The organism is Rhodococcus phenolicus (assembly GCF_001646785.1).
GTDB lineage: Bacteria > Actinomycetota > Actinomycetes > Mycobacteriales > Mycobacteriaceae > Rhodococcus > Rhodococcus phenolicus.
Genome location: NZ_LRRH01000030.1, coordinates 41,834 through 55,802, shown reverse-complemented (window position 1 = coordinate 55,802; position 13,969 = coordinate 41,834). Strand labels below are relative to the sequence as shown.

Sequence of the window (13,969 nt, the reverse complement as noted above, 5' to 3'; positions counted from 1 at the left end):
GCCATGAGCACTATGACGAAGAAATCGGCTGCGCTCGCGCTGGGCGTGCGGGTGACGGTCCGCACCGGCTCCGGGCACGCTGCACCGGAACGGGGTGAGATCGTGGCCGACTACGGCCGTGCCGCCGACCTCGTCGCCGACGACCTCGGCCGCGACTGGGCACCCGTGCGTCGGTGGGCGGTCGCGCTCGACGACGGCCGGCTCGTCTTCGCCGACGACGCCGACCTCGACCTCGACACCGCTTCGACGGCCGCCCGCGCCTCGTCCTGAGGCCCGCACCGCCCGAATGTCTTGCCGGCGACGCGTACGCCGTGTGCACACGGCGTCGGGGTGGCACGATCGATTGTGGAGATCGTGACGTCGACGTGACGTTCGGCTCCCGAACAGGAAGTTGGGCAAGATGGCGCAGGGCACCGTGAAGTGGTTCAACAGCGAGAAGGGTTTCGGATTCATCGCTCCCGATGACGGGGGCGCCGACCTGTTCGTCCACTTCTCCGAGATCCAGGGCAGCGGCTACCGCTCGCTGGAAGAGAACCAGCGGGTGGAGTTCGAGGTCGGGCAGGGCCAGAAGGGGCCGCAGGCCCAGCAGGTCCGCGCCCTCTGACGAGTCCGCGAATGCCGATATCGGGGCGCACCCCGCGCGGGTGCGCCCCGATCGGCGTTGTCCGCGCCCGGGGTGACTGCTCCTAGGGAGCAACCGGTACGAACGGCAGGATCTCGTCGCCGTAGGCCCCGACCGTTCCGGCGCTGGACTCCGGCATCTCGTTCCACGCTCCCGGCAGGTCGCGTAGCGGTTCCGAGACCACGATCCGGGCTTTCGGGCCGAGTTCGCCCAGTACTTTCACTTCCGGGTGCAGAGCCTGCAGCGTGGACATCTCGGTCGAGTAGAACAGGGACCGGGAGTGCTTCTCGCTGGAATAGCGAAAGAACCACAGCGACGTGCCGTCCGACGTCGCGACGGTCATCTGCACCGGGTTCGCGATGTCGTGGGCGTGCGCGACCTTCTCGACGAATCCGACGGCGCGGCCGACGGCGCCGAGCGGGTCGTCGGTCAGGCCGAAGGTCAGGGCAAGATAGAACAGCGCCTCCGAGTCCGTCGAGCCGAGGATGTTCGGGTAGAGCGCTGCGTCCACCGCGAGCAGCAGGTCCCGCTTGATCTTCAGGTAGTCCGCGATCGCACCGTTGTGCATCCACAGCCAGTTGTCCTGCCGGAACGGATGACAGTTGCTGCGCTGAACCGGCGTGCCCGTCGACGCGCGCACGTGCGCGAACAGCATGCCGCTCCGCACCTGGGTCGCGAGTTCGCGCAGGTTCCGGTCGTTCCACGCGGGTTCGATGCTTTTGAACAGCGCGGGTCGTGGACCTTCGCCGTACCAGCCGATCCCGAACCCGTCTCCGTTCGTGGTGGTGGCCCCGAGCTGGGAGTGCAGGCTCTGATCGATGAGCGAGTGCACGGGCCGGAACAGCAGATCCTCGGCGAGGATCGGCGCGCCGGAGTATGCCATCCATCTGCACACATCCTCCATTGAAACAGAGTTGCCCGCTCGGCCCCCTCGTTTCCGGGCGAACGGGCATGTTCACCCGACGGCACTCGCACCGTCATTGCTTCGAAACAGACTCTCCTGCAACGTTTCACGGCACTGTTCGGCGAACCCAGTCGATGACGCGCCCGATGGAACCCACAGCCCACGACACGGGGGTTCGCCGGAGTTGACGCCTCCCCGCCTGGAGACAGGAGATTCCCGGCTCAGACCGCAACCGCATCACCGCCGAGGGGAGGTGATCCGCCTGACTCACGTCGTCGACCGCGCCCACGCAGCAAACTCCACGCACTCAATAGAACACATTCGATCATGTTTGCTCACATATCCCGGAACAGTTCTCAACCCCTCGGGGTCGCACGCGCCGACCGGGCGCTGCCGGCGATGGAGATGATCGGGGCGCCCTACCCGCCCGGCCATCCGGGCGGAGGCCGGTGTCGTGAGTGACTTTCCCATCGACGATGGTCCCATCCATCGGTGTCACCGCTCCGAATCACTTCCCGGAAGGTGAGGGCTGCGTCTCCACAGGCGAGCCGGACGTTCGAGAAAAGGATTCCGAAATGGCGTTGTCGAGAGTTTCTACGCATTCCCGTGACGATTCGGCGCCGGCCGCTACCGGATTCCTCCACATGTTCATGGAGGCCAACGCGCTCGCGGGTCGGACGGCGTCGAGGGAGCCGTGGGCGCGGCAGACTCGGGAAGCGAACGGACCGGCACGGGCCCGCCGTACCGACACCCTGGGCGATCGGCGGCCGGAGTGACGTCCTTCGGGTCGTGCCGGACCGTCCCGACTGCCGAAGCGGGTCCCGCTCGCCACCGCGATCCTTGCCGGACCCGTGATGGACTCCGCCCATCCGTGGGGCGCGAAAGACCCCGGTCGAGTCCGGACCACTGCTGTACCCGCCGAGCCCACCTCCTGCGCGCCGAGCGCCGGAGCGAGAGAGGTAATCCGATGCCGATCCTGGACGGTGCCGTGTGAAGGCGATCGACGGACGCACCGACTCGGTCGTGGTGGTGGGAGCGGGTCTCGCCGGCCTGTCCACGGCACTCCACCTCACAGGTGCGGGCAAGCACGTCACCGTCCTCGAACGGGAGAGTTCGGTCGGCGGTCGCGTCGGCACGTACGAGGTGCTGGACGGCTCGGGCCGGCGGTTGTACGGCATCGACAACGGCGCCAGCGTGCTGACCATGCCCTCGCTCGTCGGCGACGCCCTGGCGGCGGTCGGTGAATCGTTCGAAACGACTTCCCCTCCGATCACATTGACCAGACTCTCGCCGAGTTACCATGCCCGCTTCGCCGACGGCACGTCACTGGACGTCTTCTCCGACCCCGACGCGATGTCCGCCGAGATCGAGCGGGTGTGCGGGGCAGCCGAAGCCGCCGGTTACCGCCGGTTGCGCCGCTGGTTGGCCTCGATCTTCGACACCGAGTTCGACCGCTACATCGCGTCGAACTTCGATTCACCGCTCGACCTCGTGTCCTCACGTGGAGCGCTGCTCGACACCCTCAGGCTCGCTCGTCTGGGAGGATTCGGCCGGCTCGGGCCGCGGGTCGGGTCCTTCGTCCGGGACGATCGGCTCCGCCGCATCTTCACCTTCCAGGCGCTGTACGCCGGCATGGCACCCGCGAAGGCGCTGGGCGTATACGGCGCCATCGCCCACATGGACACCTCCCTCGGGGTCTTCTTCCCCGACGGTGGCATGTCCACCATCGCGCGGGCGATGTCGGATGCACTCACACGGCACGGTGGGATCGTGCACGCGGGCACGGAAGTCTCGGCAGTGGATGTCGACGGCACCCGCGCCACCGGCGTCCGGACGGCGGATGTCCGCCATTTCGCTTGCGATGCACTGGTTCTCACCGCGGATCTGCCCGTAGTGGACCGGCTGCTCGACGGTGCGGGCGTCACCCCACGTGGGCGCACACGAGGCTACGCCGTCGCATCACCGTCGGCCGTGGTTTTTCATGGCACGGTCCCGACAACGGTGACGCGGACGTGGCCGAGTCGCGCTCACCACACCCTCGACTTCGGTGCGCAGTGGTCCGAGACATTCGCGCGGATCACGGCCCCCCGTGGTCGAGGTCGGCTGATGTACGACCCGTCGCTGCTGATCACGCGCCCGGCCGTCACCGATCCCGGCCTGCACGTGGTTCGTGACGGTGTCGAGAGCGAGCCGGTGTCCGTCCTTGCACCCTGCCCCAACCTCGACAGCGCCACGCTGGACTGGGGCCGGCTGGGGAGGTCCTACATGCGTGAACTCCAGAAGGACCTGGAACGACGGGGCTATCGAGATCTGCGGTCGGCCATGGTCGTAGACCATCTCGACACCCCACAAACCTGGCTCGACAAGGGCATGCTCGCGGGAAGTCCGTTCTCCTCGGCACATGTGTTCCGTCAGACCGGCCCGTTCCGTCGCAAGAACATGGTGCCCGGACTCGACAACGTCGTACTGGCCGGCTCGGGCACGACTCCCGGGGTCGGAGTTCCGACCGTTCTCATCTCGGGGCGCCTTGCCGCCGAACGGATCACCGGCGCCCCTGCGGTCACCACAACATGTCCGACAGCGTCTCGTGTGGGAGCCCGCCATGGGTGAACTCGAGGGTATCGATCCGAGTCTGCAGGCGGCCTACCGCTTGTGCCGCAACCTGAATGCGCAACACGGCAAGACGTATTTCCTGGCAACCAGGCTGCTTCCGGCATCCAAACGGGCCGGTGTGCATGCCCTGTACGGCTTCGCACGGATGGTCGACGACGTCGTCGACGTAGGCGCAGGCACCCACGTCACTCCGACGGACCGGGCGGCCGCGGATGCGCTGGACGACCTCGAGACGCGTGTCCGCTCGGCGCTGGACGGCAGGCTGTCGGGGCAGACGGAATCCGACCTGGTCCTTCGCGCACTGGCGGACACCACTGCGCGATACGACATTCCGCACGACCACCACTTCGCCTTCCTGCATTCGATGCGGATGGACGTACCCGGAACCCCCATGTTCCGTTCGAGGTACCGGACGATGTCGGAGCTGTCGGAGTACATGTACGGCTCCGCCTCCGTCATCGGGCTGCAGATGCTTCCCATCCTGGGCACATCTGTTCCGTTCGACGACGCCGTCGCACCGGCTCGCGCACTCGGCGAAGCGTTCCAGCTGACGAATTTCATCCGCGACATGGGCGAGGACCTGGACCGCGACCGGATCTATCTTCCGACCCGCGAACTCGAGGCGTTCGGCGTCGACGAGGATCGTCTCCGGCACTGTCGCGCAACCGGCAGGACCGACACCCGATTGGGACGGGCACTGGCCCATCTCGTCGCCCACACCAGATCGGTATACCGCACCGCGGAACCGGGCATCCCCATGCTCGACCCTGCCGTACGCCCGGCGATCCGCACCGCGTTCGTTCTGTATGCCGACATCTTGCGGGCAGTGGAAGAAGGGGGGTACCGCGTGCTCGACGAGCGGGCCGTCGTCTCCCGGCGACGCCGACTCGCCGTCGCGGTGCCGCAACTCCTGATGTCGGGGTTGACGTCGGCCCGACCACGGCGAGCGGTGCTGCCGAAATCCCGCACGGCGTGATCCGACAGTCCCCACCCGACCGAAGAGGAATCCCATGGAACATGTCGTGCTGCTGGACGAGGCCGGCCGTGCCGTCGGCACCGAACCGAAAGCGACCGTGCACACCACCGAGACCCCGTTGCATCTGGCGTTTTCGGCGTACGTCTTCGATCGCCACGGAGGGCTCCTGATCACCCGGCGCGCCCTCGACAAGGCCACGTGGCCCGGCATCTGGACGAACAGCTGCTGCGGTCATCCGGGACCGGATGAACCACTGGGGGAGGCCGTTCGACGGCGACTGCATCACGAACTCGGGATCGATTCGTCCGATGTGGATCTCGTTCTGCCCGACTTCCGCTATCACGCGGTGATGGACAGCGGCCTGGTGGAGAACGAAATCTGTCCCGTGTTCCGGGTGCGCTACGACGGGCCGCGCCCGGTCCCGCATCCGCAGGAAGTGGACGACCTCGAGTGGATCGACTGGCCGACGTTCTCCGAAGGAGTCGACAGCGGCATCCGCACCGTCTCGCCGTGGTGTCGCGAGCAGGTGCGGCAGCTGCGCCGGCTCGGTCCGGTTCCCGCCGACTGGCCCGTCGCACCGATGGCGGCCTTGCCGCCGGCCGCGAAGGACATCCGCGATCTGCCGACCAGCCGCGATCGCTGTCACGGGCAGGCGTAGGCACCGGCCCGGTCACGGCACACGATCTCGGCACCGGGATGCGTTCGGCGCTGTACCAGTCGCATAGTTCGGTGTCATCGAGCACCTCGATGACATATCCCCAGGGCACTTGGACCAACGGGTCGTCGACCAATTGCGTCGGGGTCGGGCACCTTGCTGTCGCGTGGGACCGTCTTCTGTCGCTCGATGATTGTCGCGCCGATCTGCCGAAAGCGAGCACACTGAGAGGTGGCAAGCACGCTCAGGGACAGCAAACAAGGCGAGCGGTATGAGTACACAACAGAATTCACGCGGCCGGGCCGCGCCGGCCGGGCCGCACCGTCGGGGCGCGGCGAACGACCGGAAATCCACGGACAGCGGCAACGTGACGGCAACCACCGCACCCCGCACGGGAGTTCGTTCACCGAAGACGGCGACAAGGTCGAAGCCGTCCCCCCAGACACCTTCGGCGCGAGCCCCCCACAAGGAAACGCCCGGCCCGAGGTCGCCCGCACCGCGGCGCGACCAACCGTCACGGGCAGAACCGCCGTCTCGACGGAAACGAACAGATGCCGCGTCCGGCACGTCGGCTCCGACCACGCGCCGTGTGCACGAGAGACCCCACGGTGCCGTGCCCCGAGAGCATCCGCAGGCGGAGCCGACCACCACCAAGCCGACCGCACGGAAACGTCCCCGAAAGGACGAGACCCGCCCGCCCGCGCACCCGCGGTCCACACCGCCGATCAACACGCATCAGCCGGAAATCTCATCGACCGTGCGGGGCGGCACCACCGACACCGGGCCTGCCGGCACTGTCTGTGATGTGGTGCGTCGATCGTTCGGGGCAGCCGTCGAAGCGTTGGAAAACCGCATTCACCAGCTCGTCGGCGTGCAGAATCGCGGTGACCTGGCGAAAAAGATCCGGAAGTGGATCGACCCACTTGTCGATGAAGTTGCGCACGGCAGCGTGGGCATCAAAGCCGGGCTGGCAGGACTTCAGGCCGTTCTGGCGGGTAAGAACCCGGTGTGGGCTGCGATCAAAGGCCTGGTTTCCGGGTTGAGCCTCGAGGCCAAGATCGGTCTCGTTCTCGTGCTGACCCTCGGGCTCCTGCTCGGGCCGGTGCTGCTCGTGGTCCTCTTGCTGGCACTTCTTGTCGTGGTGGTGGTCGCGGTGGTGCGAGCTGTCACCGAGTAGCCTCACCGCCCACTCCAGCCACCGTCCACGACGATGGTCGTCGGCGTTGCCTTCCCTCGGCAGCGGTGCGTTTCTCCGCATGTACTCGGTCGCGCGAAGGTTCTCGTAGGAAGGCCCGGTGAACTCGCTGCGAAAGAAGCCTGTCACCCCCGTGTCCACGGGGATCGAACGCCGGGCCCACTGCACCGCGAGCTCCGAGGTCAGGTCGAACAACCCGAGTTTGCTCGCGGCGTACGAGGCCTGCACACGGCCCGTTCCGGTCGCCGACGAGAAGCAGCCCGTCGAGTACCCGATCCCGGTCCACGGCAAGGTGTGCAGCCGCATCACCGTCCCACCGACGCGCTCGTGGTTCCTGCCGAGATAGTCAATGTCGGATATTCGCAACTGCTTCCGACATTCACAACCACGGCGCACAGGACGCATCGGGCTCTCGGCGTCTGTGCGCTGGGTCTACCGAGGCGTTTCGCGCTCGGGCCTCTGCCGAAGCGCTCAGGGATTCTTGTGCTCGATCTTCTCGAACTCGGCGACCTCGCCCGCGTCGTGTGCGCGCTCCTTCGCCTCCTTCGCCTCGAGCTGCTTGGCGACCGCATCCTTGAGGGAGACTTTGGCAGGCTCGGCGGCCTCCTCCTCAGCCTTGTGGATGCGCTCCTCGTCCTTCTTCACCGCATCGGTGGCCCGACGCTTCGCGGCTACTTCCTGATCTGCCTTCGCGGTCGCGGCGGCCTTCTCCTGCTCGGCTTCGTTCTCCGCCTGCTTCGCGCGTTCCTGCGCACGCTCCCGCGCCTGCTCGACTTCCTGCTCGCGATCACGCCGTGCGACTTCCTGCTCGGTGGCGGCCCGCTCACGAGCCCACGGGACTTCGGCGTCCGCCGCACGCTTCTCGGCCGCGGCCTGGGAATCGAGCTGCTCCGCGCGCTTCACCGCGTCGGCACGTTCGGTAGCGAGCGCCCCGCGCGTGGCGATCTCCTGGTCGTCGAGCACGCTGCCGACGATTCCGTCCAGCATGCCCAGTCCCCGTTCGTACATCAGGCGCGGCGGGGCGTCGGTGGGCAGGAACCTCAACTGCTGTTCGATCAACCCGAGGGGGAACCGGGCGATCTTGTACTGCAGTCGCAGGACGCTCTTGGGCAGGGTGGTGAGGTTCATGGGCGCATCTCCAACTTCGATGGGGGTAGAGATCCGTAAGTAATGCCGATCGTGTTCATCAGCGATCCGGATCATCGGTCAGCGTCCGATCGAGGACTTCGACCTCGCGGCGTTCCACTTCGACCTCGTGAGATGTGCGCTCGGCGTCGCGGGGGGCGCCAAGGTGGTCCTCGTCGGCGGCTGCGACCTTCTTGACCTGGGCTTTCTCGTCGCTGCGCGCCTGCTGTTCGGCAGTGGTGGTCTCGCGGGCTGCTTCGAGCTGTTCCCGGACCACGATCTCCTGGCATTCGAGTTCGGCGGCCTGCTTGCGGACCCGCGCCTCGCGCTCGGCCTGCGATTCGGCGGCCTCGGTCCGGTACTGCAGGGCCTCGCGTTCGTGCTGTCCGGCTTCGCGTACGGCGCCGAGTTGTTCGACCGCCTCTTCGCTCTCGGCTTCTGCCATCCGGGAGAGGGTGTCGGCCTTCCTGGCCTGCCGGGCCTGCTCCTGCTCGAGGCTGCCTTCTCTGGCGAGGGACTCGTTGCCGGTCAGAGCTCCGGCGACCTGCTTCGTCTTGCCGACCACGGTCTGCTTCAACCCGAGAGGTGTCTTGTCGGATGCGCTGTCTTCGGTCACAGTCATCTCCCGTACGCGAAGGGAACGGCCCCATGGCGACGGGTAGCCCGGCACGGTGGGCTTCAATCCTCGAAAGACTCGAAAGGTGGATGTGCGCGCCGTCGAAGTCGACGACGTCACCCCCGGTCCTCGGCGCGATTCACCTCATTGAAGATCTCGTGCCGCGCCTCGGGGTAGTTCTTCGATGACGACCGCGACCTGCCGGCGACGATCATCCGGTCGCAGTGCCGTCGAGGAAACCAGTTGGTCGTCCTCACCGTGCAGCCCGCGGCAGGGTACGTCGTCGACGCTGCCGGCGGCGGTGATCGTGTGGATGCAGGTGCTCAGCCCCTGGACGGTGGCGCCCAGCACGCCGTGCCCGAAGGCCATCAGCTCGGCGACCTCGGGTCGGGCTTCCACTTGGTGGCCCGGCGGCTCACCCGGATGAAGACGTCGCGTTCGTCTCTGCCGACGAGGACCGAGGAACGAAGGCCGCCGGCAGCGGTAGCGCTGGACACCGATTCCACGTCTGTCTCGCTACCTCAGCTACCTCTCGCGTGCAGGCAGGACCGCGTCCGCTCGGTCCTGCGCACCTGCCGGGGTGTCCGGACCGAAGCCGGTGTCGAGGCATCCCTCGTCGAGGGCACCTCGCCGGAGCCGATTCCTACCAGGGCAGCGGGGACGAGGACCCCACCGCTGCCGAACCCGTCGAGATGATGCTCGACAGGCAGGCAAGCAGCGACAGGTGCGCGAACGGCCCGGGATTGGTGCACCAGGTGGTGGAGATGCTCGCGGGTGCGGTCGGGGACGGCAGGACGACGGTGTGAGCAGTGGCGGCGGCGACCGAACCCGTCATCATCCCGGCCGTGATTGTCAAGACACACAAGGTTTTACGCATGTGATCAACATTTCATGCGGGCATCTGGCCGGGAAGAGTTCGTTCGAACCAATCGGTCCGTGGTAGCGGAACGGGTGGGGCGGGTAGTGGAACCCCACCGGGACCAAGCGCCGCCGTACGCTCGGAGGTCAACCCGTCCTGCTCGCCCCGATGAGCGTTCGCCGCATCGCAACCGGCCCGTTCGGCGATGACGGCGTCGATCGAGCACGTGAATCCCCAGGCGCGATGTCATTCCAACAACGGTCGGACTCTCGGTCCGGACACCGATGGACCATCCGGTCGATCATCGCCGCCGCACCGGCCTGAACTCCGCTCAGCCGCTGAACGGCAAATTGCCCGTCAGGACAACGAACAACCTACCGGTCGGTCGCCCATGGCCTCGTGGCCGGCGGTATCAACCTGTGCAGGGTTTCGTGGGTCCCATGGCCTCCGGCCGATCCTCACTCGAACAGCTCGAGAAACAACGCCTGCGCGGCCCGCGTCGCAGCCGCCTCGTCACCGTCGATCACCGCGGTCACCAGCGCCTCGTGTTCGTCGTGAAATCCCGCACCCGTGGTCCTGATATGGCGGCCCACCGTATCGGTGATGACAGGCAGGAGCGAGTCGTAGAACTCGAGGTAGACCGCGTTGTGGCTGGCTTCGACGATCGCCCGGTGGAGGGTGACGTCCGCAGCGACCGCCGCGTCGGTGTCCTCTCCGTCGAATCGGCCGGCGCGTTCGGCCACCAGCTGTTCGAGCCGGGCGATGTCCCCCGGAGTGCGCCTGCGCGCGGCGAGCGCGGCGGCGGTCACGTCGAGCGCCTGACGAAGTTCCATCACGTCCTGTTCGTGCGCGGTGGCGAAGTACTTGCCGAGCGTGCTGCCGACATCGGATGTCGCGACGACGTAGGTGCCCGCCCCTTGGCGACGCTCGAGCAGTCCGGTGTGCACGAGGGCCTGCACGGCTTCGCGGACCGTGTTGCGGCCGGTCCCGGTGAGCTCGCACAACTCAGGTTCGGTGGGAATACGGTCACCGACTGCCCAGCGGCCGCTGCAGATCTCGGTGCGCAGATGTTCGGTGACCTGCGAGATCAGACTCGCACGCCGGACCGGTTCCCGATAATTCATCCCATCATCCTATGATTTGTCGTTGTGAATATGCTCCGTGGCCGACTGCTCGTCTTCTGCGCGATCGCAATGTCCGCGATCGTGCTCAGACTGGCTGTCACCTCGTTCAGCCCGTTGGCCGCCGAGATCCGGAACGACCTCGGCTTCTCGACGACGGTCGTGGGGGTGTTCGGGATGGTGCCGACAGCGATGTTCGCCCTGTTCGGAGCCGCTACACCCTTCCTGGCCGGACGGTGGGGACTCGAGCGGACGGCCATGATCGCGATGATCATGGCCGGTATCGGAATGGCCACCCGCGCGGTCGTGTCCGACACGTGGTCACTGCTCGGATTGTCGGCTCTGGCACTGGCGGGAATGGGCATCGGAAACGTCGTCATCCCGCCACTGGTGAAGCGGTATTTCTCCGACCGACTCGCTTTGATGAGCTCGGTGTACATCGTCGGCGTCCAGATCGGCACCATCGTGCCCGCGTTCGTGGCAGTGCCCCTGGCCGACGCTGCCGGGTGGCGCGTCTCGATCGGGGTGTGGGCGCTCGTCGGCTTCGCAGCGACAGTCCCGTGGCTCGCCATACTTCTGCGCCGGCGGCGCATCACCCGTGACGAGGAGATCCCCGCGGACACCTCGGCACGTGGGCGGATGTGGCGCTCCCCGCTCGCCTGGGGAATGGCCGGCATGTTCGGCATGACCTCACTGATGACCTACTCGATGTTCGCGTGGATTCCGAGCATTCTTGCCGACGCCGGCGCCTCCCCCGCATTCGGCGGCGCCATGGTGGGCCTGTTCGCCTTCATGGGCCTGGTTGCCGCGTTCGGCGCGCCGTCGCTGTGCGCCCGGATGCGCAACCCGTTCCCGGCAGTGCTCGGCTGCGCAGCATGCTTCCTCGCCGGGTTCGCAGGCTTGTGGCTCGCGCCGATGAGCGCACCGATCCTGTGGACCGTGCTGCTCGGCCTCGGTCCCAGTTCCTTCCCCATGGCACTGACGTTGATCAACCTCCGCACGCGCACCCACACCGGCTCCTCTGCCCTGTCAGGCTTCACGCAGGGGGTCGGCTATGCCGCCGCCTGTGCCGGACCGCTGCTGTTCGGCGTGCTGCACGATGTGACATCGGGATGGACCGCGTCGTTCGCCTTCATGGTTCTGGCCGTCATCCTGCTGGTCATCGCGGCTCATCAGGCGTGCAAACCACGGTTCCTCGAGGACAACTGGATCCGAGTACAGCCCCGATCCGCCGCGTACCACTCGTAGCGACGACGGCGACAAACCGCGCGAACAGCCGGGTTCCGCCCGGCGGTCATCTCCGAAACGAGGACGGCACCCCCGACGAGGTACCGCCGCGCTCATGCCGATCCGACCCGCCTGCGTCAACCGATCTGTTCGAAGAGGGACACGATGATCCCTTCGGGCCCGCGCACGTAGGCCATCCGCACACTGTTCTCGTACTCTCCGATGCCGCCGACAAGCCCGTACCCGTCCGCAGCGACCGAGTCGACAGCCGCCTGGAGATCACCTACCTCGAAGGACACGTTGCGCAGCCCGAGCTCGTTCGCCATCGCGGACGGCGATCCGGGCACGTGGTCGGGGGTGCGGAAGGACGAGAGCTCCAACCGGCACCCTCCGCCGGGCGGCCGCAGCATGACGATCTCGCAGTGCGCGCCGGGGATACCGCAGACGGTCTCCACGAACTCGCCCTCGACGGATCCGGTGCCCTCCACTTCGAGACCCAATCCGACGAAGAACGCGGTTGCCGAGTCGAGGTCCGCGACCGTGATGCCGATGTGGTCGAAACGTTGAACATGCGCCATGGGATCCATCCTCCCTCCGGTCGACCGTGCGGGGACGGACCGGATGCTCGGCGATCGGCGTCGCCGGAAAACGGTGGTCCACCGGCACGAAGCGAGCCGCAAGCTGTGGACGAGCAGAGCCTCACGAACGCCACGGACAGGGCCACCACCCGAGATCCCAGGCCTCGGCTGCCTCGAGGACCAGCCCGGCACCTCGATCGCGATGTCCGCTTTGCTAGTTTCGTGAAGCCAGGTAGTCCCGGAGACGGGGCCAGGTGGAATCCGGTGGGAATCCGGAGCTGACGCGCAACGGTATGGGGTCGCGCGACCCCGAGCCCGATACCCTGCTGGACCGGTGAGGCCCCGCCGTCCCCGGTTGTCACGTGTGGCCCGCTCGCGTGCAGCGGCCACGGGAAGTTCGATGTGCAATGCACCGAAGGATTCGGAAGGCAACAACATCCGCTGCGGTACTGGTGGTTCTCGGCGTCGCCGGATGTGGCTCGCCCGACCGTGGCGACGACGCGGGAGACACCGTCGAGGCAGAGAAGGTGATCAACTGCGGAATCCCGGTCTCGCCGAGTGAACCTGTCGAGCGGGCGGTTGCCGTCAATCAACCCGCGGTCGAACTGTTGCTGAGCCTCGGCCTGGAGGATCGACTCGCCGGGGTCGCGCTCGGTGACGACCGGCTCCTGCCGGAACTCGAGGCGGCTGCCTCACAGGTGTACCGGTTCGACACGGAATTCCCCTCTTTCGAAGCGGTGCTCGACCACGAGCCCGATTTCGTCTACACCACCTTCGACTACACGTTCACCGACGAAGGCATCGCCGACCGCGTCCGATTCACCGAACTGGGGATCGCGACGTACCAGTCTCCGAGCGAATGCACCGGGCAGGACGCTGTCCAGGATTCCGAGCTCACCCTCGAGGACCTGTATGCCGAAATCCTGGAGGTGTCCACACTGTTCGATGTTCGAGATCGCGGTGACCGGCTCGTCGGTCGATTGCGCGACCGGGCGGAGGCGGCGGCCGGAGACATCGATGCCTCCGGTGTGACCCTCGCGTGGTGGTATGCCGGCACCGCGAGTCCGTACATCGCCGGATGCTGCGGCGCCCCGGGAATCATGACCCGTGAAGTCGGCGCGCAGAACGCGTTCCGGGAAAGCAGGCAGTTGTGGCCCGAGGTCGGCTGGGAAAGCATCCTCGATCGCGACCCCACCGTACTCGTCCTGGCCGACCTGACCCGTGGCGGTGACGGCGACAGTGCCGAAGAGAAGATCCGGTTTCTCGAATCGGACCCGGTCGCCAGTCGTCTGACCGCGGTGCGGAACAAGCGGTACATCATCCTCGAGGGCACGACCATGGACCCGTCCATCCGCAACATCGCAGGAATCGAGCAACTTGCCGCCAGTCTGCGCGAACTGGGCGTGACGCAATGACATCCGAGGAACTCGCCGGTCGAACGGGTGGCGACAGTGTGCCCTTGAACACTCCCCGAGCAC

Annotated in this window: 16 protein-coding genes and 1 riboswitch; of the genes, 9 read left to right on the top strand and 7 right to left on the bottom strand. The window is 66.9% G+C overall.

Going from position 1 to position 13,969, the window contains the following annotated elements; genetic code table 11:
* Positions 1-3: 3 nt before the first annotated feature.
* The gene (locus tag A8G15_RS09205; protein WP_156665318.1) at positions 4-270 is read left to right on the top strand and encodes a hypothetical protein; all 267 of its coding nucleotides are present in this window, start codon (positions 4-6) and stop codon (positions 268-270) included.
* 130 nt (positions 271-400) lie between these two features.
* Positions 401-604 carry a cold-shock protein gene (locus A8G15_RS09200; protein ID WP_068158269.1) on the top strand — a complete coding sequence of 68 codons (204 nt, stop codon included), beginning with the start codon at positions 401-403 and terminating at the stop codon, positions 602-604.
* Between the two features lie 82 nt (positions 605-686).
* Here the strand turns inward: A8G15_RS09200 and A8G15_RS09195 are convergent, their stop codons facing one another.
* A complete protein-coding gene (locus A8G15_RS09195) occupies positions 687-1,505 on the bottom strand; it encodes a class II glutamine amidotransferase (RefSeq protein WP_068158433.1) in 819 nt (272 codons plus the stop codon).
* A 1,011-nt stretch (positions 1,506-2,516) separates the two neighbouring features.
* Between A8G15_RS09195 and crtI the strand changes: the two genes are divergently transcribed.
* The 5 genes from crtI to A8G15_RS09170 all read left to right on the top strand — a co-directional run bounded on the left by crtI (position 2,517) and on the right by A8G15_RS09170 (position 7,311).
* Positions 2,517-4,136 (top strand): phytoene desaturase family protein, encoded by a 1,620-nt coding sequence (crtI, locus tag A8G15_RS09190; RefSeq protein ID WP_068158265.1) that lies wholly within the window; start codon positions 2,517-2,519, stop codon positions 4,134-4,136.
* Positions 4,129-5,115 carry a phytoene/squalene synthase family protein gene (locus A8G15_RS09185; RefSeq protein ID WP_068158262.1) on the top strand — a complete coding sequence of 329 codons (987 nt, stop codon included), beginning with the start codon at positions 4,129-4,131 and terminating at the stop codon, positions 5,113-5,115. Before crtI ends, A8G15_RS09185 begins: the two co-directional genes overlap by 8 nt.
* Positions 5,116-5,149: 34 nt before the next feature.
* Positions 5,150-5,773: an isopentenyl-diphosphate Delta-isomerase gene (gene idi, locus A8G15_RS09180; protein ID WP_068158260.1), complete on the top strand. Its 624-nt coding sequence runs from the start codon at positions 5,150-5,152 to the stop codon at positions 5,771-5,773.
* 610 nt (positions 5,774-6,383) lie between these two features.
* Positions 6,384-6,947, top strand: a complete 564-nt coding sequence (locus tag A8G15_RS09175; RefSeq protein WP_245687767.1) for a hypothetical protein — start codon at positions 6,384-6,386, stop codon at positions 6,945-6,947.
* A gap of 118 nt (positions 6,948-7,065) precedes the next feature.
* Positions 7,066-7,311 (top strand): hypothetical protein, encoded by a 246-nt coding sequence (locus A8G15_RS09170; RefSeq protein ID WP_068158256.1) that lies wholly within the window; start codon positions 7,066-7,068, stop codon positions 7,309-7,311.
* A gap of 125 nt (positions 7,312-7,436) precedes the next feature.
* Here A8G15_RS09170 and A8G15_RS09165 read toward each other — a convergent pair whose 3' ends face one another.
* The 5 genes from A8G15_RS09165 to A8G15_RS09145 all read right to left on the bottom strand — a co-directional run bounded on the left by A8G15_RS09165 (position 7,437) and on the right by A8G15_RS09145 (position 10,689).
* Positions 7,437-8,093, bottom strand: a complete 657-nt coding sequence (locus A8G15_RS09165) for an IF2 family translation initiation factor (protein ID WP_068158254.1) — start codon at positions 8,091-8,093, stop codon at positions 7,437-7,439.
* A 58-nt stretch (positions 8,094-8,151) separates the two neighbouring features.
* Positions 8,152-8,712 carry a general stress protein CsbD gene (locus A8G15_RS09160; RefSeq protein WP_068158250.1) on the bottom strand — a complete coding sequence of 187 codons (561 nt, stop codon included), beginning with the start codon at positions 8,710-8,712 and terminating at the stop codon, positions 8,152-8,154.
* A 138-nt stretch (positions 8,713-8,850) separates the two neighbouring features.
* Positions 8,851-9,105 carry a hypothetical protein gene (locus A8G15_RS09155; RefSeq protein ID WP_245687766.1) on the bottom strand — a complete coding sequence of 85 codons (255 nt, stop codon included), beginning with the start codon at positions 9,103-9,105 and terminating at the stop codon, positions 8,851-8,853.
* A gap of 244 nt (positions 9,106-9,349) precedes the next feature.
* Positions 9,350-9,562 (bottom strand): hypothetical protein, encoded by a 213-nt coding sequence (locus A8G15_RS09150; RefSeq protein WP_156665317.1) that lies wholly within the window; start codon positions 9,560-9,562, stop codon positions 9,350-9,352.
* Between the two features lie 461 nt (positions 9,563-10,023).
* Positions 10,024-10,689: a FadR/GntR family transcriptional regulator gene (locus A8G15_RS09145; protein WP_068158245.1), complete on the bottom strand. Its 666-nt coding sequence runs from the start codon at positions 10,687-10,689 to the stop codon at positions 10,024-10,026.
* A gap of 30 nt (positions 10,690-10,719) precedes the next feature.
* Here A8G15_RS09145 and A8G15_RS09140 point away from each other — a divergent pair, with 30 nt between their 5' ends.
* Positions 10,720-11,934: a CynX/NimT family MFS transporter gene (locus tag A8G15_RS09140; RefSeq protein ID WP_068158233.1), complete on the top strand. Its 1,215-nt coding sequence runs from the start codon at positions 10,720-10,722 to the stop codon at positions 11,932-11,934.
* 116 nt (positions 11,935-12,050) lie between these two features.
* Here the strand turns inward: A8G15_RS09140 and A8G15_RS09135 are convergent, their stop codons facing one another.
* Positions 12,051-12,491, bottom strand: coding sequence for a VOC family protein (locus A8G15_RS09135; protein WP_068158230.1), 441 nt, complete (start codon positions 12,489-12,491; stop codon positions 12,051-12,053).
* A gap of 212 nt (positions 12,492-12,703) precedes the next feature.
* A riboswitch (cobalamin riboswitch) is annotated at positions 12,704-12,836 on the top strand.
* A 62-nt stretch (positions 12,837-12,898) separates the two neighbouring features.
* On the opposite strand from A8G15_RS09135, the gene A8G15_RS09130 reads away from it, so the two are divergent.
* Positions 12,899-13,906, top strand: a complete 1,008-nt coding sequence (locus A8G15_RS09130) for an ABC transporter substrate-binding protein (protein WP_082899772.1) — start codon at positions 12,899-12,901, stop codon at positions 13,904-13,906.
* Positions 13,907-13,969 lie beyond the last annotated feature (63 nt).